The 24,984-nt window shown below is 39.5% G+C and carries 22 protein-coding genes, 1 rRNA gene and 1 riboswitch; of the genes, 3 read left to right on the top strand and 20 right to left on the bottom strand.

What is annotated here, in order from left to right:
• The first annotated feature begins 63 nt into the window (after positions 1-63).
• Positions 64-549, top strand: coding sequence for a DUF3920 family protein (locus tag AC1D0Y_RS22185; RefSeq protein ID WP_060746078.1), 486 nt, complete (start codon positions 64-66; stop codon positions 547-549).
• 55 nt (positions 550-604) lie between these two features.
• Here the strand turns inward: AC1D0Y_RS22185 and AC1D0Y_RS22180 are convergent, their stop codons facing one another.
• From AC1D0Y_RS22180 to pcrB, 4 genes are read right to left on the bottom strand one after another with little or no spacing between them, the layout of a single operon-like run.
• A complete protein-coding gene (locus AC1D0Y_RS22180; RefSeq protein WP_033580828.1) occupies positions 605-1,798 on the bottom strand; it encodes a CamS family sex pheromone protein in 1,194 nt (397 codons plus the stop codon).
• Positions 1,799-1,811: 13 nt separating this feature from the next.
• Positions 1,812-3,818: an NAD-dependent DNA ligase LigA gene (gene ligA, locus AC1D0Y_RS22175; RefSeq protein ID WP_060746077.1), complete on the bottom strand. Its 2,007-nt coding sequence runs from the start codon at positions 3,816-3,818 to the stop codon at positions 1,812-1,814.
• Between the two features lie 20 nt (positions 3,819-3,838).
• Positions 3,839-6,088 (bottom strand): DNA helicase PcrA, encoded by a 2,250-nt coding sequence (gene pcrA / locus AC1D0Y_RS22170; protein WP_013081449.1) that lies wholly within the window; start codon positions 6,086-6,088, stop codon positions 3,839-3,841.
• Between the two features lie 28 nt (positions 6,089-6,116).
• The gene (gene pcrB / locus AC1D0Y_RS22165) at positions 6,117-6,815 is read right to left on the bottom strand and encodes a heptaprenylglyceryl phosphate synthase (protein WP_477707927.1); all 699 of its coding nucleotides are present in this window, start codon (positions 6,813-6,815) and stop codon (positions 6,117-6,119) included.
• A 511-nt stretch (positions 6,816-7,326) separates the two neighbouring features.
• Here pcrB and AC1D0Y_RS22160 point away from each other — a divergent pair.
• Entirely contained in the window at positions 7,327-8,709 is a 1,383-nt protein-coding gene (locus AC1D0Y_RS22160) for a glycine--tRNA ligase (RefSeq protein ID WP_013055049.1), read from the top strand.
• A gap of 37 nt (positions 8,710-8,746) precedes the next feature.
• Here the strand turns inward: AC1D0Y_RS22160 and AC1D0Y_RS22155 are convergent, their stop codons facing one another.
• The gene (locus AC1D0Y_RS22155; protein WP_013055048.1) at positions 8,747-9,052 is read right to left on the bottom strand and encodes a YerC/YecD family TrpR-related protein; all 306 of its coding nucleotides are present in this window, start codon (positions 9,050-9,052) and stop codon (positions 8,747-8,749) included.
• A 147-nt stretch (positions 9,053-9,199) separates the two neighbouring features.
• Entirely contained in the window at positions 9,200-10,948 is a 1,749-nt protein-coding gene (locus tag AC1D0Y_RS22150; protein WP_060746076.1) for an adenine deaminase C-terminal domain-containing protein, read from the bottom strand.
• A gap of 102 nt (positions 10,949-11,050) precedes the next feature.
• On the opposite strand from AC1D0Y_RS22150, the gene AC1D0Y_RS22145 reads away from it, so the two are divergent.
• Complete coding sequence (locus AC1D0Y_RS22145; RefSeq protein WP_016762773.1) at positions 11,051-11,308, top strand: YgaP family membrane protein; 258 nt, start codon at positions 11,051-11,053, stop codon at positions 11,306-11,308.
• Positions 11,309-11,338: 30 nt separating this feature from the next.
• Here the strand turns inward: AC1D0Y_RS22145 and purD are convergent, their stop codons facing one another.
• From purD to rrf, 14 genes are all read right to left on the bottom strand, one after another.
• A complete protein-coding gene (purD, locus tag AC1D0Y_RS22140; RefSeq protein ID WP_477707926.1) occupies positions 11,339-12,613 on the bottom strand; it encodes a phosphoribosylamine--glycine ligase in 1,275 nt (424 codons plus the stop codon).
• Positions 12,614-12,626: 13 nt separating this feature from the next.
• On the bottom strand, positions 12,627-14,165 hold the full coding sequence (purH, locus tag AC1D0Y_RS22135) for a bifunctional phosphoribosylaminoimidazolecarboxamide formyltransferase/IMP cyclohydrolase (RefSeq protein WP_013081443.1): 1,539 nt from the start codon (positions 14,163-14,165) through the stop codon (positions 12,627-12,629).
• Between the two features lie 103 nt (positions 14,166-14,268).
• On the bottom strand, positions 14,269-14,847 hold the full coding sequence (gene purN, locus AC1D0Y_RS22130; RefSeq protein WP_060746074.1) for a phosphoribosylglycinamide formyltransferase: 579 nt from the start codon (positions 14,845-14,847) through the stop codon (positions 14,269-14,271).
• A complete protein-coding gene (gene purM, locus AC1D0Y_RS22125) occupies positions 14,844-15,881 on the bottom strand; it encodes a phosphoribosylformylglycinamidine cyclo-ligase (protein ID WP_013081441.1) in 1,038 nt (345 codons plus the stop codon). Before purM ends, purN begins: the two co-directional genes overlap by 4 nt.
• Before the next feature lie 26 nt (positions 15,882-15,907).
• Entirely contained in the window at positions 15,908-17,323 is a 1,416-nt protein-coding gene (purF, locus tag AC1D0Y_RS22120) for an amidophosphoribosyltransferase (RefSeq protein WP_013055041.1), read from the bottom strand.
• A complete protein-coding gene (gene purL, locus AC1D0Y_RS22115; RefSeq protein ID WP_028410200.1) occupies positions 17,299-19,530 on the bottom strand; it encodes a phosphoribosylformylglycinamidine synthase subunit PurL in 2,232 nt (743 codons plus the stop codon). The genes purF and purL overlap by 25 nt, the downstream gene beginning before the upstream one ends.
• Positions 19,514-20,200 carry a phosphoribosylformylglycinamidine synthase subunit PurQ gene (gene purQ, locus AC1D0Y_RS22110; RefSeq protein WP_013055039.1) on the bottom strand — a complete coding sequence of 229 codons (687 nt, stop codon included), beginning with the start codon at positions 20,198-20,200 and terminating at the stop codon, positions 19,514-19,516. Before purQ ends, purL begins: the two co-directional genes overlap by 17 nt.
• Complete coding sequence (gene purS / locus AC1D0Y_RS22105; RefSeq protein ID WP_013055038.1) at positions 20,197-20,448, bottom strand: phosphoribosylformylglycinamidine synthase subunit PurS; 252 nt, start codon at positions 20,446-20,448, stop codon at positions 20,197-20,199. Before purS ends, purQ begins: the two co-directional genes overlap by 4 nt.
• Positions 20,449-20,455: 7 nt before the next feature.
• Complete coding sequence (gene purC, locus AC1D0Y_RS22100; protein ID WP_013055037.1) at positions 20,456-21,163, bottom strand: phosphoribosylaminoimidazolesuccinocarboxamide synthase; 708 nt, start codon at positions 21,161-21,163, stop codon at positions 20,456-20,458.
• A 74-nt stretch (positions 21,164-21,237) separates the two neighbouring features.
• Positions 21,238-22,530, bottom strand: coding sequence for an adenylosuccinate lyase (purB, locus tag AC1D0Y_RS22095; protein WP_013055036.1), 1,293 nt, complete (start codon positions 22,528-22,530; stop codon positions 21,238-21,240).
• Positions 22,527-23,672, bottom strand: coding sequence for a 5-(carboxyamino)imidazole ribonucleotide synthase (gene purK / locus AC1D0Y_RS22090; RefSeq protein ID WP_013081438.1), 1,146 nt, complete (start codon positions 23,670-23,672; stop codon positions 22,527-22,529). Before purK ends, purB begins: the two co-directional genes overlap by 4 nt.
• Complete coding sequence (purE, locus tag AC1D0Y_RS22085) at positions 23,665-24,153, bottom strand: 5-(carboxyamino)imidazole ribonucleotide mutase (protein ID WP_013055034.1); 489 nt, start codon at positions 24,151-24,153, stop codon at positions 23,665-23,667. Before purE ends, purK begins: the two co-directional genes overlap by 8 nt.
• 128 nt (positions 24,154-24,281) lie before the next feature.
• Positions 24,282-24,383, bottom strand: a riboswitch (purine riboswitch).
• Between the two features lie 84 nt (positions 24,384-24,467).
• The gene (locus AC1D0Y_RS22080; RefSeq protein ID WP_014461942.1) at positions 24,468-24,668 is read right to left on the bottom strand and encodes an NETI motif-containing protein; all 201 of its coding nucleotides are present in this window, start codon (positions 24,666-24,668) and stop codon (positions 24,468-24,470) included.
• A gap of 167 nt (positions 24,669-24,835) precedes the next feature.
• Positions 24,836-24,951 (bottom strand): 5S ribosomal RNA (gene rrf, locus AC1D0Y_RS22075).
• Between the last annotated feature and the right edge of the window lie 33 nt (positions 24,952-24,984).

Here is a 24,984-nt window from a genome sequence, read left to right as displayed (position 1 = left end):
CTAGTCTTTGGGAAAGTAAAGAAAACGAATAACTACTTTACCGTAAAAGAGGTGCTATAAAAATTGAATAAAATACTTATACAGTCAGTCATCCACCAGCGCCCTGTGTATCAGCAAAGCGGAAGATGGTTTGTATTAGATGAAGAATTCAAGTGGAATTTGTCCACCTTGCAAAAAGATGTTTTTGCTTGTTTAAATAAAGCCTTTCATATTCCTATCATTTTTTGTGATTCGTGCGAAGCCAATAAAATTGTCTCTGCCCTTGGAGAAGAAGAAACAGAGTACCTCCAGTTTGCATCAGGCGTTTACTGGCGAGAAGTAGGCATTATATTTATTTTTAAATTTGATGACTATCTTCCGCTCATTGAAACGATCTTTCACGAGCTGCGCCACTATATTCAAGATCACATCCCTTATTATCAGAAAGAATTTGAGCTGGATAAAAAGCGCCCGTATGAAGAGCGGACAACCGAACAAGATGCATTTGCATTTGCTGCTTATTATCTTGCTAAGTTTACGAAACAAAATTCTCACGCCATTTCTTCATAGGAGGCAATTTCATAGAATTAAAAACAGACACTGCTTGAGCAGTGTCTGTTTTTGCTTACTCTTCGTAAATATGAACGAACGGCTTGTCTTCATCTGCTTTTCTAACAATGAGAGCTTCCGGTCCGCTTACTGAGTTAATAGAGATACTCGTTTCCATATATGAAGGGAAATGATCAAGCATTAAACCAGCAACGTACTGAGTAAATCCTACAATTTCACCTTTTCCATAAAATTGTACGGGAATATCAATCGTCATTTTTTGAAGCTGTCCATCTTTGTAATACCCTTTCCCTACTACGCTCGTAAAGTTCGGGAAATAGTCTTCAATTTGAGCTTTAAACTCATCAAATTTCATCGCATCATCTCGGTGATCTTTTGTTGCATCTGATGATGGGAATAAATAATATTTCTCGTCTAAATTATCCCAGCTGCCAACGGCCGTATCATTTGAACCTGCATTTCCGACAGCCATAAAGTTACCTGGCGTTAAAGAAGCCTTAGCACTTTGTTTAAATAGCGCTACTCGAATTGGAACGTTTTCTAAGCCCTTGATATTACGCATTCGCTGCACAATTTCATCGGCCATCTTTTTGCCTTGCTCTTCAATATTTTTATCAGTTAGTTGTTTTTCACGAGCATAACCATTTTCTTCCGTATAATAATGAACGGAATTCATCGCCAGGCCAATTGTGACGCCTCCAAGTTTTACCTTGTCATCTCCGTCTTGGATAAGGTAATCTTGCTCAGTAATGTTCGCTAAGTACATTGGACTTGTTTCGTTACGAGTTTTCAAATCGCCTTTTTCTGTATCAATTGGGTTTAACCCAGTGTTTTTAAGCTTCTTTTTCGCCGTATCATCTTTTGCTTTGCTTTGAAGATCTTTAAACTGTTTATCACTCAGCTTACGGCTTAACCATGAGCGAATAGTATCTTTATCAAGATACTGGCCTTCTTGATACACATATTTTTTCGGAGAATAGCTATCTGTCGATAAGCGCATTAAGCCTGTTTCAAATTCTTGCGCATCCAAGCGGTTGTTTAAGTTTGCTGCTACTAAGCCTCTTGCCACTCCCGCTTTAAATGGAAGAATTGTTCGGTAATAATCATCTGAAATACTATACTTCGGAATAACTGCTTTTTCTTTCTTGTTGTTGGTTTGTTGAACAGTCTCTTTATCGTCCGAAAGATTCGGTGCACACGCTGAAGTTACAAGCATGACCGCAAGAGAAAGTAACAATATCTTTTTCAACTACACACACCTCTTATTTATTTAATTCCGTAAGTAGCCTTGCCTCATCCCATACTTCAATTTCAAGCTCGTTAGCTTTTATCAGTTTGGAACCAGCCTCTTCCCCTGCCACAACAAGGTCTGTCTTTTTACTTACGCTTCCTGTGACTTTACCGCCAAGTGCTTCAATTTGTGCTTTTGCCTCATTGCGAGATAGCTGTTCAAGCTTACCTGTTAATACAACGGTTTTACCAGCAAAAACAGAATCTACATTTTCTACACTTACAAGCTTGGGTCCTTTGTATGTAAGGTTTACTCCATACTCTTTTAATTCATGTATAAGTTCTTGAACCTCTTCTTGTGTAAAGTAAGCGACAATAGCATCAGCCATTTTGGCACCAATTTCATTAATTGCCACTAATTCATCATACGTTGCTTTTGTTAACTTGTCTATGGTTTCAAAGTGCTGAGCTAACGTCTTTGCAGCTTTTGCTCCGACATGGCGAATGCCCAAACCAAAAAGCAAACGCTCAAGTGAATTTTCTTTAGAGGCTTCGATGGCCGCAATCAAATTATCAGCAGATTTCTCACCCATGCGCTCAAGCTCGATTAACTGCTGTTTTGTCAGCGTATAAATATCCGCTACGTCTTTAATTAACTGTTCGCGAAATAATTGCGATATAACTTTTTCACCAAGTCCATCAATGTTCATCGCATTGCGGGACACGAAATGAATAAGTCCTTCACGAATTTGAGCAGGACAGCTTGGATTAATGCAGCGAAGCGCAACTTCTCCTTCTAAACGCACCAGTTCACTTTCACATTCCGGACAGTGAGTAGGCATCGTAAACTCTTGCTCTTCTCCCGTTCGCTTCTCTTCAATCACATTCACTACCTCAGGAATAATATCTCCTGCTTTTTTCACTACGACATAATCTCCGATGCGAATGTCTTTTTCGCGAATCAAATCTTCATTGTGAAGAGACGCACGCTGTACCGTCGTACCTGCTACTTGAACAGGCTCCAAAATAGCTGTTGGCGTAATGACACCTGTACGGCCTACCGTCAGCTCAATATCTACAAGCTTGGTTACGACTTCTTCAGCAGGAAACTTATAAGCAATAGCCCAACGTGGACTTTTGGCCGTTGTTCCAAGCTCAGCCTGCTGATCAAATGAATCTACTTTTACAACAATGCCATCAATATCATAAGATAGCTCTGGACGTTGCGTTTGCCAGCTTTCGATGTAAGCAATCACATCATCAATAGTTTCACACGTCTGTCTTTCCTTATTTGTTTTAAAACCAAGCTCATCCAGTAAATTCAAACTTTCGCTGTGAGAGTCGATTTCTAATTCTCCTGTATCAGTCATGGCATATACAAAGATATCTAAATTACGTTTTGCCGCAATTTTAGGATCTAGCTGACGCAGTGAGCCTGCAGCTGCGTTACGCGGGTTAGCAAACGGAACTTCATCCCTTTCCATTTTTGCTTCATTAAGTGCTTCGAATGATTTTCTCGGCATAAATGCTTCTCCGCGAACTTCCATTGATAACGGTTCTTTAATTCGCAGTGGAATAGAGCGAATTGTTTTTAAGTTTTCAGTAATATTTTCACCAGTTGTACCGTCTCCGCGCGTAGCTCCTAGCACTAAGTATCCATCTTCATAGCGAAGAGATACAGCTAGGCCGTCAATTTTAAGTTCGCATACATAAGAAAACTCATCTCCAACGGCTTGGCGCACTCGGCGATCAAAATCCCGAAGGTCTTCTTCATTAAATGCATTTCCTAAACTTAGCATAGACGTTTGATGCTGAACCTTCTCAAACGCATCGAGCACTTGGCCTCCGATGCGCTGAGTAGGTGAGTCAGCTGTTTTTAATTCTGGAAATGATTCTTCTATCTCAATTAACTCATTCATTAATTTATCGTATTCTGCATCTGGAACAGATGGCTGATCTAACACATAATATTCATAGCCATATTGATTTAATAAGTCACGTAATTCTTGAACGCGTGATTTTGCTGTCTCAAACTCCATATTCTAGCTCCTTTTCACGATTACACTTTCGTAACCGGGGCAAATTTAGCAAGCAGTCTTTTTACACCTGTAGGACTAGGAAAAGCAATGTCTAATTCTTTTGAATCTCCTTCTCCTTTTACACTTACAACTGTACCAATTCCCCATTTTTTATGCTCGGCCTTATCTCCAACGCTCCATCCAATTGATTCACTGCCTGTTGACACAAGCTTCGTTTTTGCCACGGCCGCTTGTCGGCGCGCTGCAAACGGCGAAGCTGAAGCCCCTGAACGACCAGCAGCAGGTTTGCGCATTGCTTCATTTAAAGATTCCACAAGCTCGCTTGGGATTTCTCCAATGAAGCGCGATTTTGGATTAACGTTTGTTTTACCAAATAGTGTACGCATTTGAGCATTTAATAAATATAATTCTTGTTCAGCACGCGTAATTCCTACGTAGGCTAAGCGTCGCTCTTCTTCCATTTCATTATCTTCGAATAATGATCGGCTATGAGGGAATACGCCTTCTTCCATACCCATTAGGAAAACAACCGGGAACTCTAGACCTTTTGCTGAGTGAAGCGTCATCAGAATCACTTGTTCGTTCTCTTCTTCTTCCTCGTCGTCAAGCTTATCGATATCAGCAACAAGCGCTAAATCGGTTAAAAATGCTACTAAGCTCTTATCTTCGCTTGCTTCTTCAAACGTTTTTGTAACAGATAAAAACTCATCAATATTCTCCAAGCGGCTTTGTGCTTCAATTGTTTTTTCTACTTTAAGCGCTTCACGGTACCCTGTTCTTTCTAATACTTGTTCCACAAGCTCTGTTACAGACATATAGTCTTGCATTTGAGCTAAGTTTGAAATCATTGATTGGAAATCACGAAGTGCCTTTGTTGCTTTACCCGTTAACCCCATCAATTCTACTTCATCAAGCGCTTTGAAAATAGAAATGTCATGAACGTTTCCGTAATTGGCTACTTTATCGACTGAAGTAGCTCCAACTCCGCGTTTTGGAACGTTCACAATACGAGCTAAGCTAATGTCATCATCTTGGTTGGCAATTAAGCGCAAGTACGCAAGCAAATCTTTAATCTCTTTGCGGTCGTAGAACTTAATCCCGCCGACAATTGTATAGTTAATATTGGATTTTAGCAGTACTTCCTCCATTACACGTGACTGTGCATTTGTACGATACAAAATGGCAAAATCGCTATATTTACGTTTGCCGCTGTCTACTGCTTCTTTGATTTTACGTGCTACAAACTGTGCCTCATCATGCTCACTCATTGCTTGGTAATGATAAATCTTCTGGCCTTCATCGTTTTCCGTCCATAAGTTTTTCACTTTACGATTCATATTGTTTGCAATGACGCCGTTTGCCGCAGCCAAAATCGTTTTCGTTGAACGATAATTTTGTTCAAGCAAAATGGTTTTGGCTTTTGGGTAATCTTTTTCAAATGACAAGATATTTGTAATATCAGCCCCGCGCCAGCGGTAAATAGACTGATCTGAATCCCCTACTACGCATACATTTTCAAATCGTGCGGCTAGCAAGCGAACCAGCATATACTGTGCATGGTTTGTATCTTGATACTCGTCCACATGAATATATTGAAACTTGCGCTGATAGTACGTTAACACTTCAGGAACTCGTTTAAATAACTGAATCGTTGTCATAATCAAATCATCAAAATCGAGCGCTTGGTTTTTCTTTAAACGCTTTTCATACTCTTTGTAGACTTTGCTTACAACTTCTTCATACGGTCCCGCTGCTGTTTTATCAAATTCTTCCGCTACTTTCAGTTCATTTTTAGCTGAACTAATGCTTCCTAATAACGAGCGCGGATCGAATTTTTTCGGATCGATGTTTTGATCTTTTAAAATATTTTTAATAACGGACAGCTGATCCGTTGAATCTAAAATCGTAAAGTTACGATTAAAGCCAATACGATCAATATCTCTTCGTAAAATACGCACGCACATCGAGTGGAACGTTGAAATCCAGATATCTTCTGCCACTCCGCCAACGATATTTGAAACACGCTCTCTCATTTCACGAGCTGCTTTGTTTGTAAAAGTAATGGCTAAAATATTCCAAGGTGCAACTTCTTTTTCTGCCATTAAAAACGCAATTCGATGCGTTAATACACGTGTTTTTCCACTTCCTGCACCGGCCATAAGTAATAGTGGTCCGTCTGTTGTTTTAACTGCCTCTTGTTGCTGAGGGTTTAATCCTGTTAATAATTTTTCACTTAAAAAATTCACGTTTTCACCGCCTATATCGAACATATATTCTCTATTCTACTTTATTTATTTTTCACTGTGCAATATTCTTTTTTACTGCTTTTACAGTTTTTAACGCTTCCGATAAATTTGTATAAATAACATTTCCTACAATAACCGTATCGGCTAGCTCTCCCATCTCACTCGCTTGCTCTTTTGTCTCAATACCTCCGCCGTAAAATAACTTCGTCTCATTTAGCGAATTTTTCACTTCTGCCACTAATTCAGGATCTCCATACGTTCCGCTGTATTCTAGATAGAAAACGGGCAAATGAAACATGCGTTCAGCCATACGAGCATACGCTATAACGTCTTCTGCATCCAAATCTGTTTTCGCTTCCGTTAGCGCAGCTACTTTTGCTTCGGGGTTAAGTACGCAGTATCCTTCTACAAAAATTTCATCCCAGTCCATGATCTCTCCGTATTCCTTCATCGCCGCGTGATGTAAATCAACAATCCACTTTGGATCCTTGCTGTTTAAAACGGTCGGAATAAAATAAGAATCAAACCCAGGTGTTACAGAGTCAATTGTTGATACTTCAAGCGCACACGGCACCGTGTAGCGGCGAATACGCATTAACAGCTGCAGTACATTGTCTAGAGTCACTCCATCAGATCCTCCGACAAGAACCGCATCCGTGCCGGATTCGCAAATTTTCTCCAAATCTGCATCTGAAATCTCTTTATTAGGATCTAATTTAAAGACATGTCTCCACTCTTTAATATCATACATATATGTTCCTCCATTTCTTTACACTTAAAAGTTCGCGCTCGTCCATTTGTTCATTATAACAAAACTAAGAGGGTGAAATGAAAGGAAAACCGAACTTTTCATCACGTTTTTTGTTTTCAAAAAATATGTACAAAAGATATGGTTTCACCCTCAAATCCGGAAGAAAACATCACAAAAAAAGCCCATTTTGCACAAGGTTATTGTTTCTCTGCATAGGATATGCTAATATATAGCTACTAAAATTCATATGATATACGCTGAAGGATCAATAGTACTTAAATCCTCTTCACAAAGCGAACTAGGGACGGTGGGAGCCTAGAGAATGGTTTAAGGAAAAGGCAATCTGGAGTATATACAGACGAAGGTGGATACATTTTGTATCAACCAGGGTGGAACCGCGGGAAAAACTCTCGTCCCTGGGCATATTGTTGATATGCCCAGGGACGAGAGTTTTTTTGTACCCGCTCTTTTTGTTTCGCTTGAATCACTACCATTTACAGGAGGAATTAGAATGTCAAAAACAATGGATCAAATCGTATCTCACGCTAAACACCGCGGCTTTGTATTTCAAGGATCTGAAATTTACGGCGGTCTTGCAAATACATGGGATTACGGCCCGCTTGGCGTAGAATTAAAAAACAATATTAAAAAAGCATGGTGGAAAAAATTCATTCAAGAATCTCCATACAACGTTGGTTTAGACGCTGCGATTTTAATGAATCCAAAAACATGGGAAGCTTCTGGTCACTTAGGAAACTTTAATGACCCAATGATCGACTGTAAGGATTGTAAAGCCCGTCATCGTGCCGATAAATTAATTGAAGAAAAACTTCAAGAAAAAGGCATTGAAATGATCGTAGACGGCCTTTCATTCGATGCAATGGCTGACTTAATTAAAGAACATGAAATTACATGTCCTGAGTGTGGTTCAGCTAACTTCACTGAAATTCGTCAATTTAACTTAATGTTCAAAACGCACCAAGGTGTTACTGAAACATCAACAAATGAAATTTACCTTCGTCCTGAAACAGCTCAAGGTATTTTCGTAAACTTTAAAAACGTTCAGCGCTCAATGCGTAAAAAGCTTCCGTTCGGTATCGGCCAAGTGGGTAAAAGCTTCCGTAACGAAATTACACCTGGTAACTTCACATTCCGTACGCGTGAATTTGAACAAATGGAACTTGAATTCTTCTGTAAACCAGGCACTGAATTAGAGTGGTTTAACTACTGGAAAGAAACATGTAACAAATGGCTTCTTTCTCTTGGTATGAAAGAAGAAAACGTTCGTCTTCGCGACCATGATGATGATGAACTTTCTCACTACAGTAATGCAACAACAGACTTTGAATACAAGTTCCCATTCGGCTGGGGCGAACTATGGGGCGTAGCTTCTCGTACAGACTATGACTTAAAACAGCACATGGAACACTCTGGAGAAGACTTCCAATATGTTGATCAAGAAACAAACGAACGCTATGTACCTTACTGCATCGAGCCTTCTTTAGGTGCTGACCGTGTAACATTAGCTTATATGATTGATGCATATGAAGAAGAAACGTTAGAAGATGGATCTTCTCGTACAGTTATGCAGCTTCACCCTGCTTTAGCACCATTTAAAGCTGCTGTATTACCACTTTCTAAAAAGCTTTCTAATGAAGCTCGCGCTGTCTTTGAAGATTTAGCAAAATACTTTATGATTGACTATGATGATGCTGGTTCAATCGGTAAACGTTACCGTCGCCATGATGAAATCGGTACGCCGTTCTGTATTACATTCGACTTCGATTCATTAGAAGACAATCAAGTAACAATCCGTAACCGCGACACAATGGAACAAAAACGTGTAGCAATTAGCGACCTTAAAAATATCATTGAAGAAGCAACTCAGTTTTAATTAAAAAATAAGCGTATGGCTGCTTCAGCCATACGCTTTACTTTTGATTTGAATCTTCTTGAAGGCGTTCTAACACCATTTGATACGCATCGCTTCCATAATTCAAGCAGCGTTTAACACGGGAAATAGTCGCTGTGCTTGCTCCAGTTTCCGTCTCAATTTTATGGTACGTGTTGCCTTCTCTCAGCATTCTTGCCACTTCTAAGCGCTGTGCTAATGATTGAATTTCATTAACTGTACATAGGTCATCAAAAAATTGATAGCATTCTTCAATGTTTTCTAATGATAAAATCGCTTGAAATAGCTGATCTAATTCTTTTCCTCGTAGTTTGTTGATTTGCATCGTATCGAACTCCTTTATCATTGGCTTTCTTTACTGGTTGTTTCTATCTATAAAATACAGTTTCTATATTTGTTTGCACATACATTCATTCTGTATGAAGACAGCCAATTTCATACAAATTTCAAATTCCTTTGATACTTTTATATTTTAACGCATTATAGACGGAAAAAGTACTTTTTTATTCATAACATCATAAATTCCTACTGGCGTGATACGAATATAAGGCAAATGTGTAGACGAAAAGAACAGCAGTGAATAGACAGGATCATCGTGTTTGTATCCTCGCTCACACAGCACTTTCTTGAGTTCTACCTCTCGTTTACTTAATTCCTCCATCGGCAGATTCGACATGACTCCTTTTAACGGAAGATCCAGTTCGTATACTACTTTCTCATCTTCGGTAATGACAATACCCCCTCCAATTTCTTTCATACGTTTAAATGCACACATCATATCTTTTTTCGATTTTCCAATTAAAATAAAATCACCGGTATTTGAAAATGAACTCGCCAGTCCCGATACATTTGTCGCAAATCCTTTTAACAGGGTATTGATCCGCCACTTGCCTTCTCGGTCCACCAGCACTAAAAAACTTTCATCATGATCAGAGGCTAATACATCTCCGCTCACATTCAAGTGAATTGAATACGGCTCCATAATAACAGCATTTTTCATTTTTACGCCTACTGGCATTGAAAATTGAAAATCGTCCATCGTTAAATCAAAGTCCAACTTTAACGGGGAAAAACCAAACTTTTCCCAAGGAAATTCTGCTGAGGCTAATGCTTGTTCTTTGCCTTCTTTTTTCATCCACTTTCCTTTTGCTAGCACAGAGACTGGAGTAGGCCGCATAGGATCTTCTAAAATATTAATATTAGCCACACAGCCTGTTGCTACATGCCCGTGCAAATGTTCCATGTTATAATAGCGAGCAATATTTACAGACACCATATTATAAGCATCTAACAGGGGAACCCCTTCTGAAATAGCTAATGTAATTAACATATCTGACACGCCATTTTGGTAAAAAGAAGGCGGAGAACCGTCTGTATTCATCGTAATATGGTCAAAATAATCTACCTGCAGCTCTTTTAACTCCTGAAGCAATTTTGGCAAATCCGGCCGAATTGAAGAGTGGCGTAAAGCAACGTCATAACCTTGTGTTAACCGAGCAACAACATCTTCCCCCGTCATAGACTCATGATCGCTGTCTGCTCCGAGCAATTTCATTTTTGCCAAGGTAAATGCTGATGCCCCCGGGAAATGTCCTTCAATGTGCTTTCTCATCCTTTTTGTCTCTTGAACCCAGTGAAGCATTAAATCATCTCCGTCTAAAAGCTTCGGCCAACTTGTCAGTTCGCCTCCTTGTAAGACAGCTTCATTTTGTAGCCAAGAAGTAATGTTCGTGTGTGAGAAGATGTCAGCCTCTTCATCAATTTCCGTCTGGGAATCAAATCTGCACCACCAGTACAGCGATTGTGGTAACGTTTTCATTTCTTCAATCAATGAAAATGCCGTTTTTTGTTCAAGCTGTAAAGCGAGAATTAAATTATCATTAAATAAAGTCGTTGTTCCATGCTTGGCTGCATATTGGGAAAAAGTCTGGGGATTATATAACTGAAACGGGTGAACATGCGGCTCAATATACCCAGGAACCACATATTTATCACTGCAGTCTATAATCTCTGTAGAAGCGTCTGTGTGCTTAGGCATCTCTGAGCCAACGTATACAATACGATCTTGGTAAACCCAAATATGTGCTTTTTTCCACTGCTTCATTCGAGAGTTCAAATATGTTGCATCTTTTAAGACAATAGTTGGTGCTTTTTGACCGTTTAATACTAAGAGCTGCTGTCTAATATGTTTGCTTTTCCAGCGGTATCTTTGTTCCGGCATGCTAAATTCCCCCTAATTTACTATGTATTTTTATCGTAACACATCCGTGATGTAAACGCATTCAGAAACTGTTATTAATTTTATGAATAAAGGTGATAAAACATGAAACCAAATATCGGTATTGTTAACGCATTAATTCGACTTACACTGGGCTTTACCCTTCTTTCTTGGACAACATCTCGTTTATCTCGCAGACCGTACAAAGATTCATACATCTTCTTAGGGTTAATGGGAGCTTTAAAAGTTGCAGAAGGCATCACGCGTTTTTGCCCCCTTACGTACGCATATGATTCATGTCAAAAACATGATGAACATGAACACCATCCAAATGGAAATGAAGAAACGTATAATCCTTCATAAGGTAAAAAGGAGAGCCTAGGCTCTCCTTTTTTATTTTAAAGCTGCTTTTGTTAATGCACGATGACCGATGTCTTTGCGATAGAAAAAGCCTTTTTCTACATCGATATGAGCCATTTGCTTGTATACTTCTTGCTGCGCTTCTTGAAGAGTTGCTCCTTTAGCACCTACTAATAGAACACGGCCGCCGTTTGAAACGTATGTGTCGTTTTCTAAAGCTGTACCAGCGTGGAAAACAAGCGCGTCTTCACTAATCGCATCCAAACCGTTAATTGGCGCACCCTTTTGATAATCTTCTGGGTAGCCTGCTGCTGCTAATACGATTCCGATAGCCGCTTCATCATCCCATTCAATTTCTACTTTTTCTTCTTTCAAAATGCGAAGAAGCACGTCGACTAAATCGCTTTTCATACGCGGCAGTACGACCTGTGTTTCAGGATCTCCAAAACGCGCATTAAATTCAATAACTTTTGGTCCTTTTTGTGTTTGAATCAGACCAGCATATAGAATTCCTGTATACTCACAGCCTTCTTCAGCTAATCCTTTAGCCATTGGAAGTAAGATGTTTTCTACAGCCTCTTGTACTTCTGCATCACTGATTTGCGGAACAGGAGAGTAAGCTCCCATGCCTCCTGTGTTCGGACCTTGATCGCCGTCAAAAGCACGCTTATGATCTTGTGCAATTACCATTGGATATACATTTGTACCGCGTACAAATGCCATTAATGAAAATTCTTCACCATCCAAAAATTCTTCTACAACTACTTTTGCACTTGCTTCTTTAAATTTTTGGTCAACTAGAAAATCACGTAATGTATCTACAGCTTCTTCCACTGTTAAAGCAACAGTTACACCTTTACCAGCCGCTAAGCCGTCTGCTTTAATAACAATTGGAGCGCCTTGCTTTTCCACATATGCTTTTGCTTCCTCGCAAGACGTAAATGTTTCATACGCTGCGGTTGGAATATCATACTTTTTCATGAGCTCTTTTGCAAAGCTTTTGCTTCCTTCAATCATCGCTGCTTGTTTGCGCGGTCCAAAGACTGGAAGACCTTCTTGTTCAAATCGATCAACAATGCCTTCAATTAGCGGATTTTCTGGTCCAACAATTGTTAATCCAATCTTGTTTTCTTTTGCAAATAGCACAAGCTCTTCTTGGTTGCTTTCATCGATTGGTACAATCGTTGCCACATCTCTCATGCCCGGATTTCCTGGTGCTACAAACACTTCGTTAACAAGTGGACTTTTTGAAGCTTTCCATGCAATTGTATGCTCTCTTCCGCCTTTTCCAATAACTAAAACATTCACGTTCTTCACCTCATTAATGTTTAAAATGTCTTACGCCTGTAAATACCATTGCAATGCCGTATTCATCTGCTTTTGCAATTGACTCTTCATCACGAATTGATCCGCCTGGCTGAATAATAGCTGTGATTCCTGCTTTAGCTGCTGCTTCTACTGTATCCCCCATTGGGAAGAACGCATCTGAACCTAAAGCTGAACCTTGTGCTTTTTCACCAGCTTGTTCAATCGCAATTTTTGCAGCGCCTACGCGATTCATTTGACCCGCTCCTACGCCAATTGTCATGTCATCTTTTGCAAGTACAATAGCATTAGACTTAACATTTTTAACAACTTTCCATGCTAATTTTAAATCTGCCCACTCTTTTTCTGTTGGCTCACGTTTCGTTGGAACAGTAATCGTTGCATCATCAAATCCGAATACATCTTCATCCTGAACAAGCACGCCGCCTTTTACAGATGTTAAGAAAGCTTCTTTTTCTGCCTTTTCATCAAGTTCGATCGTTAGTAAACGAAGGTTTTTCTTAGCTGTTAATACATCTAATGCTTCTTGATCGAACGCAGGAGCAATGATGATTTCTAAGAAAATTTCTTTTAACTGAATAGCCGTTTCACGGTCGATAGGACGGTTAGCTGCTACGATACCGCCAAAGATAGATGTAGGATCTGCTTCGTATGCTTTTTGATAAGCTTGAGCAATTGTTTCACCCACACCTACACCGCAAGGATTCATATGTTTGATCGCTACGATAGCCGGCTCTTTGAATTCTTTTACGATTTGAAGAGCTGCATTTGCATCGTTGATATTATTGTATGATAACTCTTTTCCATGGAGCTGCGTAGCTGTTGCAATAGAACCTTTTTGTGTTAACGGCTTTTTATAGAAAGAAGCTTGTTGGTGCGGATTTTCTCCGTATCGTAAGCCTTGAACACGCTCATACGTTACTGTTAATTTCTCAGGAGTTGTTTCACCTGTAATGTTTGTTAAGTATTCAGCGATTAATGCATCATAAGCTGCCGTGTGACGGAATACTTTTGCTGCTAATCGTTGATTAGTTTCAAATGAAACATTGCCATCAGCTTTTAACTCTTCTACTACGGTTGCGTAATCGCTTGGATCTACTACAACTGAGACAGAACGATAGTTTTTCGCAGCTGAACGAAGCATTGTAGGTCCACCGATGTCAATATTCTCAATCGCTTCAGCAAGCGTTACATCCTCTTTTTCAATTGTCTTTTTAAATGGATATAAGTTTACAACTACAAAGTCGATTGGCGAGATATTATGCTCTTTCATTTGTGCTTGATGCTCTTCATTATCGCGTAACGCTAATAAAGCACCGTGAACGTTAGGATGCAATGTTTTTAAACGACCGTCTAAAATTTCTGGAAAATCAGTTACTTCAGAAATTCCGATAACGTCAATGCCGTTTTCTTCTAGCGTACGTTTTGTACCGCCAGTTGAAATAATTTCTACTCCTAAGTCCTTTAATTCTTGTGCAAATGAAACAATACCTTCTTTATCAGATACGCTAATAAGTGCGCGTTTTGCTGTCATTTTGTAAACTCCTCCTGATCCGATCTCTCATTTAAAATCTTTCTTTCACTACTACTCTACCATAGTAAAGGATTAAAACTTTTTTGACAAGGTTACATCCTATTTATTTAACTGCGGCTTGTTCAAATAATTCATTTAGTACCGCGGGATAAAATTGATGTTCAATTTCATGAATGCGGGCCTCAACGCTTTCTCTTGTATCGCCTTTTTCAATGCGAATAGCCTGCTGATCAATAATTGGTCCTGTATCCATTCCTTCATCTACAAAATGCACGGTAATTCCAATCACTTTTACTCCTGCATCAAAAGCTTGACCAATAGCATCAATCCCAGGAAATGCAGGTAAAAGCGACGGATGAATATTAACAATACGATTTTTGTATGGCTTAAGCAACGTCGAACCAACTAATCGCATATATCCTGCTAAAACAAGAAATTCTACTTTAGCTGATGTAAGCTCTGCAAGAATTGCTGCTTCATACGCTTCTTTATTTTCATAGTTTTTAGGCGAACAAACAAAGCATGGTATTCCACATGCTTTTGCTCGTTCAATTACGTATGCATCGGGTTTATTGCAAACAACAAGCGCAATATTTGCTTTTAATCGACCTGACTGAGTTGCTTCGTAGATGGATTGAAAGTTACTGCCGTTTCCAGAAGCAAACACTGCAATATTTATCATGCAAACGTCCCTCCAGCAAATTCAACACCTGTTCCTTCTTTTACACGTCCGATAACAAATGCTTTTTCGCCTTCGTTTTCAATTGCTTCAATGACTTTATTCATATCTTCAGGTTCAACAGCTAAAACAAATCCGATTCCCATGTTGAATACTTCGAACATTTCTTTACGGTCTAGCTTGCCTTGCTCTTCAAGGAAATCAAACACGTATGGAATTGGCCAAGAACCGTAATCGATTTCTACACCTAAACCTTCAGGAAGCATACGAGGTATATTTTCAACAAACCCGCCTCCAGTAATATGAGCCATACCTGCAATCTTAGCTGCATGTAATGCTTTTAGGACCGGCTTCACGTATATTTTTGTTGGCGTTAATAACTCAACTCCAAGCTTTTCGTTAAAACCAGCGTAAGTTTCTTGAAGATTTAATCCTTGATCATCAACGATTTTACGTACAAGAGAGTAGCCGTTGCTGTGAATACCGCTAGATGAAATACCGATCAACAGCTGTCCAGCTTTAATCTCATCTCCAGTAATAATTTCTGACTTTTCTACTGCTCCTACTGTAAACCCTGCAAGATCATATTCATCTTCTTCGTATAAACCTGGCATTTCAGCTGTTTCTCCGCCAATTAACGCACAGTTAGATTGTTCACAGCCGTCTGCAATTCCTTTTACAATCGATTCAATTTTTTCAGGAACTGCTTTCCCGCAAGCAATATAATCTAAGAAGTAAAGTGGCTCTGCTCCTTGTGCTAAAACGTCGTTTACACACATGGCCACTGCATCCACACCGATTGTGTCATGCTTATCCATTTGAAAAGCAAGTTTCAATTTTGTTCCTACTCCATCTGTACCAGAAACAAGAACAGGCTCTTTTAAATTCAATGTAGATAAATCGAACATTCCGCCAAAGCCGCCGACTGTTCCCATAATACCTGCACGAGCAGTGCGTTCTACGTGCTTTTTAATACGTGAAACAGCTTCATATCCTGCTTCTAAGTCAACTCCAGCTTGTTTATATGAATATGACATGTTGTCACTCCTTTTTTACGTTAAAACTAACAAGTTACCTTTTCATGAGGGTGTACAGTATCTGGATAAATTTCAGTTGGATACTTTCCAGTGAAACATGCCATGCACTGTCCGCCGTTGCCTTCATACTGTCTGCCGATTGCATCTACTAACCCTTCGTTGCTTAAGAAAACAAGTGAATCAGCTTCAATCAATTCACGAATTTCTTCAACAGAGCGTGTAGCAGCAATTAGCTCAGAGGATGACGACGTGTCAATTCCATAAAAACATGGATTTTTGATAGGGGGTGAACTGATGCGTACATGTACTTCAGTTGCTCCTGCTTCTCGAAGCATACGAACAATGCGACGGCTTGTTGTGCCGCGAACGATAGAATCATCTACCATGACAACACGTTTACCCTCTACAATTTTACGTACAGGAGACAGCTTCATTTTTACACCTTGTTCACGCAATTCTTGTGAAGGCTGAATGAATGTACGGCCTACGTATCGATTCTTAATTAAACCTAATTCGTATGGAATTCCTGACTGTTCTGCAAAACCGATCGCCGCTGAAATACTTGAATCGGGAACGCCTGTTACAACGTCTGCCTCAATCGGTGACTCAACTGCAAGTTGTTTCCCAAGGTTTTTACGAGCAGAGTGAACATTGATTCCATCAATATTGCTATCTGGTCTTGAGAAATAAATATATTCCATACTGCAAATTGCACGGTTTACATTTAATGTGAAACGTTCTGATTGAATACCTTCATCGTTAATAATGAGTAATTCACCCGGCTCTACATCACGCTCATGAACTGCTCCAACGATATCGAACGCACATGTTTCAGAAGCTACTACATAAGCATCACCTAATCGTCCAATTGATAACGGACGCAATCCGTGAGGGTCAAGTGCAACCATCATCGTATCTTCTGTTAAGATAACGAATGCGTATGCGCCTTTAACCATTGATAAAGCATTTTTTACTTTATCTTTCATATCTTCATAGCCGCTTCGTTTAATTAAATGAGCAAGTACTTCTGTATCCGATGTTGATTGAAAAATACTCCCTTGGTTTTCCAGCTGATGCTTTAATGCATTTGCATTAACCAAGTTTCCATTATGAGCTAACGCAAGGCTTCCGCTATGAGAGCGGAAGTGAAGGGGTTGAACATTTTCAAACCCTCCGCCTCCAGCTGTTGCATAACGAACGTGTCCAATTGCTGCTTTACCGTTTAGTTGCTCTAACTCTCCGTGGCCAAATACTTCGTTAACAAGACCGACACCTTTCATTACTGTCACTTTTTCTCCGTCTGTTACAGCAATACCAGCGCCTTCTTGTCCGCGGTGCTGCAAGCTATGCAAACCGTAATAAGCAATCTGGCTTGCATTTTCATGTCCCCATACACCGAATACGCCACATTCTTCGTTTAAGCCTTTGATTTCAGCAAGCATGGAAGCGCTCCTTTCCAAGCAGTAGTTAATTCTTCAACTGATAATTGAACAAGAACATTTTCTTGATGTTTAACAGTTAATGTTGCGTCTTCTGTTACGCGTCCTACTAATGTTACATCTTGTACAAGCATTTCGAATTTTTCTTTATTCTCTGGAGAAACCGTTACGATAAAACGCGATTGTGTTTCACTGAATAGCTCTGCTGTTGCTTCGCCGTCTACCGTTACGTCCACACCTAATCCGCTGCCGTTCATCACTTTTTCAGCTAGGGCTACCGCGAATCCTCCTTCTGCAATATCGTGAGCAGATTGAACTGCGCCTTCACGAATTGCTTGAAGAAGCTGATCTTGACGTGTTTTTTCAACTGCTAAATCTAATTTAGGTGAATGCCCAAATACCGTACCGTTTTCTAGTACTTTTTGAAGCTCAGTACCTGCGAATTCTGCTTCAGCTTTACCAATCACATAGATTAAGTCATCTTTTTGCTTCGCATATTGAGTTGTAATATGGTTGAGATCGTCGATCAAACCAACCATTCCGATAACAGGAGTTGGGTAAATTGCTTCACCTTTTGTTTCATTGTAAAGAGATACGTTACCGCCGATAACCGGAGTCGATAGCTCACGGCAAGCGTCACTCATACCGTCTGTTGCTTTTTCAATTTGCCAGAAGATTTCTGGTTTTTCAGGGTTACCGAAGTTTAAGCAGTCTGTAATTGCAAGAGGCTGGGCACCTGAACATACAAGGTTACGAGCAGCTTCTGCTACTGCAATACGGCCGCCTACTTCTGGGTCTAGGTATAAATAGCGAGAGTTGCAGTCTGTTGTCATCGCTAATGCTTTATTTGTATCACGTACACGAACAACCGCCGCATCAGATCCAGGAGATACAACTGTGTTTGTACGTACTTGATAGTCATATTGGTTGTAAACCCACTCTTTGTTTGCAATAGTAGGCTGTTTTAAAAGTGTTACTAACATATCACTGTGATTTTCAACAGTAGGAGCATATGCTGACTGCTCTTGGAACTCACGATAGTATGCTGGTTCTTGAGATGGCTTGTGGTATACCGGTGCATCTTCTGCTAATGCATCTACAGGAACATCTGCTACTACTTCTCCGTTGTGAGTTAAACGAAGGCGCTTATCGTCGGTTACGTGACCAACTGAAACAGCTTCTAATCCATATTTTTCTACGATTTCTACGATTTCATTTTCACGGCCTTTTTCAACAACGATAAGCATGCGCTCTTGAGATTCTGAAAGCATCATTTCATATGGTGTCATACCTGTTTCACGCTGAGGTACAAGATCAAGGTTCATTTCAATACCAGAACCCGCTTTACTTGCCATCTCTGCTGAAGAACTTGTTAAGCCCGCAGCACCCATATCTTGAATACCGACTAAAGCGTCACACTTGATAAGTTCTAAGCAAGCTTCAAGAAGAAGTTTTTCCATAAATGGATCTCCTACTTGTACAGCAGGACGTTTTTCATCTGACTGATCAGATAGTTCTTCAGAAGCAAATGTTGCGCCGTGGATGCCGTCGCGACCTGTTTTTGCTCCTACGTACATAACCGTGTTGCCAACGCCTTTAGCTTGACCTTTTTGAATGTCTTCGTGATTAATTAAACCCACACACATAGCGTTAACAAGCGGATTTCCTTCATATGAAGCTTCAAACTGAATTTCTCCGCCTACTGTTGGGATTCCTACACAGTTACCATAACCTGCGATTCCCGCTACTACTTCCTCAAACAAATGACGAACCTTTGGAGATGTTAATTCACCAAAACGCAAAGAGTTTAAAAGTGCAATCGGTCTTGCTCCCATTGAAAAGACGTCACGAATGATACCACCTACACCAGTTGCTGCTCCTTGATAAGGTTCAATCGCTGATGGATGGTTATGACTTTCGATTTTAAATACAACGGCTTGGTTGTCACCAATATCAACGATACCAGCTCCTTCACCAGGACCTTGTAATACTTTTTCACCCGTGATAGGGAATTTTTTCAGTACAGGCTTAGAGTTTTTATAACTGCAGTGCTCTGACCACATAACAGAGAATAAGCCTGTTTCTGTATAATTAGGAGTACGACCAAGCAGCTGCTCTACATTCGCAAACTCTTCGTCTGTTAATCCCATGTCTCGATATAACTTTTGTTCTTTAATTTGCTCTACATTTGGTTCAAGAAGTAACGACATTTTGTTCCCTCCACTGCTTTACGATTGATTGAAATAATTTAAGTCCGTCCGCGCTTCCTAAAAGATCGCTTACCGCTCTTTCTGGGTGAGGCATCATTCCTAATACGTTGCCTGTTTCGTTCGTAATCCCTGCAATATCTTGAAGACTTCCGTTTGGATTATCACCTGCGTATTGGAAAAGAATCTGGTTGTTTTCAATCAATTTTTGTAACGTGTGTTCATCACAATAGTAGTTGCCTTCACCGTGTGCCACTGGAATAGCAATTACTTCATCTTTGCCATAAGCATTTGTAAACATTGTTTCGTTATTAGCTACTTTCAAATTCACTGTTTTACAGATGAATTTTAAGTTTTCATTACGGCGCATAGCACCTGGCAGTAATCCTGCTTCTAATAAAATTTGGAATCCATTACATACACCTAGTACTGGCTTTCCTTGGCTTGCTGCTTTTTTTACAGCGTCCATTACATTTGAGAAACGAGCGATAGCACCTGAACGAAGGTAATCTCCATATGAGAAACCACCTGGAAGCAAGATACCATCATATTGATCTAATGATTCTGTATCGTGCCAAACGTAATCTACTTCTTCACCAAGCTCATCTTTGATAGCATGATACATATCGACGTCACAGTTTGATCCTGGAAAAACAATTACAGCAAATTTCACTGTACGACAACCTCCTCAACCTCGTAACGGTAGTCTTCAATTACTGTATTAACTAAAAGCTTTTCACACATTTCTTTTACGCGTTCATCTAATGAATCTGTGCTGTCGATTGTTAGCTCTAAAAATTTACCGATGCGTACTTCTTCTACTTCTTCATAAGACATACGGTGCAATGAATTTTTAACGGCTACTCCTTGAGGGTCTAATACACTTTCTCTTAATGTGACAAATACTTTTACTTTATACATGGTTGGGTTATCCTCCGATTCGCTGTAAGATTTTTTCGTATGCTTCTGTTAAACCGCCTAAATCTCTGCGGAATACATCTTTATCTAATTTTTCGTTCGTATGAACATCCCAGAAGCGGCAAGTGTCAGGTGAAATTTCATCCGCTAAAATAATGTCGCCTTGAGAAGTACGGCCGAATTCTAATTTAAAATCTACTAAGAAAATATCTTTATCTTTGAAAAATTTCGATAATATTTCGTTGATTTGAAGTGCTTGTGCCTTTAAACTATCAATCTCTTCTTGAGTTGCAGCCTTAAGGAAAATCGCATGTTCTGCAAGAATTAATGGATCACCAAGCGCATCGTCTTTGTAATAAAGTTCAACGATTGGCTGTTCAAAACGAATACCTTCTTCTACGCCAATTCGCTTCGCAAGGCTTCCTGCTGTAGCATTTCGTACAACAACTTCAAGCGGGACAATTTCTACTTTCTTAACCGCTTGTTCATGATCTGAAAGCTGCTTCACAAAGTGAGTTGTAATCCCTTGCTCATGTAACATTGAAAATAGTAAACTACTAATTTGATTGTTCAACTGTGCTTTTCCGCTAATCTCCGCTTTTTTCTGACCGTTGAATGCTGTAGCTTCATTTTTATAAGCAACCCACAATACATCTTGCTCATCAGTAGCGTAAATTTTTTTCGCTTTTCCTTCATAAAGTAACTCTTGCTTTTCCATGCTGTCACCTCTACATACAGAATATTCAGATACACTTTCTTAGATAAAGGCAAGGACGTGCCTTGCCTTTTTTATTAAAGACCTAAACGTTCAAAGATCATATCTACATTTTTTAAATGGTGCTTATGATCGAAGCAATCTTCAATCTCTTCTGGTGATAAGTGGCGAGTAATGCGCTCTTCGCCTTCAATTAAAGAACGGAAAGGAACTTGCGTTTCCCATGCTTCCATTGCTTTTGGCTGTACTAAGTCGTATGCTTCTTCGCGTACCATGCCTTTATTGATTAGTGTTAACAGTACACGCTGTGAGTAAATTAATCCTAGTGTACGATCCATGTTGCGCTTCATATTGTCAGGGAATACTGTTAAGTTTTTAACAATGTTTGCAAAACGATTTAACATGTAATTTAAAGCAATCGTTGCATCAGGTAAGATGACACGCTCTGCTGATGAATGAGAGATGTCACGCTCATGCCAAAGCGGTACATTATCATAAGCTGTAACCATATAGCCACGAATTAAGCGAGCAAGTCCCGTTACGTTCTCAGAACCGATTGGATTACGTTTATGAGGCATTGCAGATGATCCTTTTTGACCTTTTGCAAAGTACTCTTCAACCTCACGTGTTTCACTCTTTTGAAGACCGCGAACTTCTACTGCAAATTTCTCAATAGATGTCGCAATTAACGCTAGTACTGACATATAGTGTGCATGACGGTCACGCTGTAATGTTTGCGTAGAGATTGGTGCTGGTGAAATTCCTAACTTCTCACATACGTATTTTTCAACGAAAGGATCGATGTTAGCGAACGTTCCAACTGCTCCTGACATTTTACCGAATTCCACTTCAGCTGCAGCACGTTTTAAACGCTCTAGGTTACGCTTCATTTCTTCGTACCATAATCCCATTTTCAAACCAAATGTCGTTGGCTCAGCGTGTACACCGTGCGTACGTCCCATCATAACCGTATACTTATGTTCTTGAGCTTTTTCCTTTAGTACTTCTACAAAGCGCTCTACGTCACTTAGCAAGATTTCATTAGCTTGCTTTAATAAATAAGATAGAGCTGTATCAACTACGTCAGTTGAAGTCAAACCGTAGTGTACCCACTTGCGCTCTTCACCAAGCGTTTCAGATACTGCACGAGTGAAAGCTACTACGTCATGACGCGTTTCTAATTCAATTTCATTGATGCGGTTAATATCAAAAGATGCATTTTGACGAATTAACTTCACATCTTCTTTCGGAATATGTCCTAATTCTGACCATGCTTCGCAAGCTAGAATTTCAACTTCTAACCAAGCTTTAAATTTATTTTCTTCTGTCCAAATAGCTGCCATTTCTGGTCTTGTATAACGTTCAATCATGTTGTTACTTCCTCCGTTCTTTCCCAAATTCCTAGAGATTCGGCTTTTTCTATCGCCTCATCTATCTTATCAGCTAATACCGTGATATGTCCCATTTTTCTCTTCTCTTTTGCAACTTTTTTTCCGTACAAATGCAAGTGCATATCATCTAAACATTCGATTTTTGCCATTGTGTTCTCAATATGTTCCCCTAATAGGTTAACCATAACAGCAGGTTTTAATAAAGTCGGCTGTGCTAGGGTCCAGTTACAAATGGCTCTTACATGCTGCTGAAATTGAGAAAGATCACAAGCATTGATTGAATAATGACCTGAATTATGAGGTCTAGGTGCCATTTCATTTATATAAAGCTGACCTTCTTCAGTTAGGAACATCTCAACTGCTAATGTACCAACTAAATCTAATCCTTTTGCTATTTCTTGCGCATATTGAAGAGCTTTCGCTTCTTGATCTGCTGTAATACGTGCCGGAACAATCGTTTGGTGCAAAATATGATGCTTATGAATGTTCTCAGCTACTGGTAAACATACCGTTTCGCCTTTTGCATTGCGGTGTACAATAACTGATACTTCTTTATCTAAGTTCATCCACTGTTCTACAATGCATTCCGACTGTGCTAATAGCTCAGCTGCTTCACGAATATTATTCTCATTTTTCACTAGAACTTGCCCTTTACCGTCATATCCGCCTCGGCAAGTTTTTACGACACATGGATAACCAATTGTTTCGACAGCTTTTAAAAGTTCTTCTTCAGTCGTAACGATTGCGTAATCAGGAACGTCTAGATTAAGCTTTGTAATCATTTCTTTTTCTAAACGACGATTTTGTGTAACGGCTAGTAAATGACTGCCTTGTGGCACGTAGCATTTTGTTTCTAGCCATTTCATCATCTCAACATCAACGTTTTCAAATTCATAGGTGATGACATCTGACACTTCAGCAAGCTGTTCAACCGCTTTTCTATCATCATAGTTGCCAATGACTTTAATATCTGCTACTTGACCGCAAGGAGAATCTTCTGTTGGTTCAAGCACTGCAATGTAATAACCCATTTCTTTAGCAGATAGTGCAATCATTCTTCCAAGCTGTCCACCGCCTACGATTCCAATTGTTTTACCAGGAGGTATAAGTAAATTAGACAAGTTGATCACTACTTTCTAACACGGATGATTTAATAGACTCTCTACGATTTTCAAGTTGATCACTTAACGTTGGATCCTGTGTTGCTAAGATTTGTGCTGCTAGCAGGCCAGCGTTCGTAGAACCAGCTTTTCCAATAGCTACTGTAGCTACCGGTACGCCGCCCGGCATTTGAACAATCGATAAAAGTGAATCTAAACCGTTTAAGTTACTTGATTTAACCGGTACACCTATTACAGGTAAAATTGTTTTTGCAGCAATCATACCAGGTAAGTGAGCAGCGCCACCAGCGCCAGCAATAATAACTTTAATCCCTCGTTCTTTAGCAGTTTCAGCGTACTCAAACATATAATCCGGCGTTCGATGTGCTGATACAACTTTCTTTTCATATTCAATATTTAATTCATCTAAAATGTCACACGCATATTTCATAGTGCTCCAGTCTGACTGACTGCCCATTACAACAGCAACTTTTACATTCATGAATAAAAGCTCCTTTTTCACGTTATAAAAAAACCTAGGGTACGTTATGGCTCACTAAAGGAAAGCCACAACTACCCTAGGTTTCATGTATCAACATTCCTTTTGAAAAGGAATCATGTTTACCTATTTAGTAATTGTACTCTCCTCATAGTCCAATGATTTACGGTCATCGGGTAGAAACTCGTGGGCCATATTCCCACTATTATATGAGGTTTCGGATATCTCAATTGACAACTTAATAATAACAGCCAAACCAGAAAAAAGTCAACCCAAAAATCGAATGTTTACTATTTTTATCATTAAAATGTTCGTATTTAGAGACTTTTCCCTTCGAAAACAATCTGTTGCTTTACCGGAACATACTCTTTTTTACCATTTATTTCTTTTTCTTCAAAGATAGGCTTTTCCATGCGTCGAACGGGCATATACCCATCTTTTTTCATCCGATCTAAACAACTTGCGATTGTTTCATTTTCCTGTAATTCGTATAGTACTTTTTTTGATTTCTTACCCAAAATGCAGCCTCCAGTTTGAAAGAAGTTTCTTACAACGTCAAAAAGAACTTTTATAATAAAAAATTAAATGAATCCACTATAGTGTAACATAATTTAAAAGTTAAATTCACGCTGTAATTTTTAGAAACAAAAAAAGACTAGTCATTGAATGACTAGTCTTTTTATTGGCCTGGCAACGTCCTACTCTCACAGGGACAAAGTCCCAACTACCATTGGCGCTAAAGAGCTTAACTTCCGTGTTCGGTATGGGAACGGGTGTGACCTCTTCGCTATCGCCACCAGACAAGAGATTGTTCTCTCAAAACTAGGTAACAGT

The sequence above is a fragment of the Priestia sp. P1_B12_1 genome, assembly GCF_056406695.1.
Note: the sequence above shows the minus strand (reverse complement) of the source record. Positions and strands in the feature narration are given on the sequence as shown.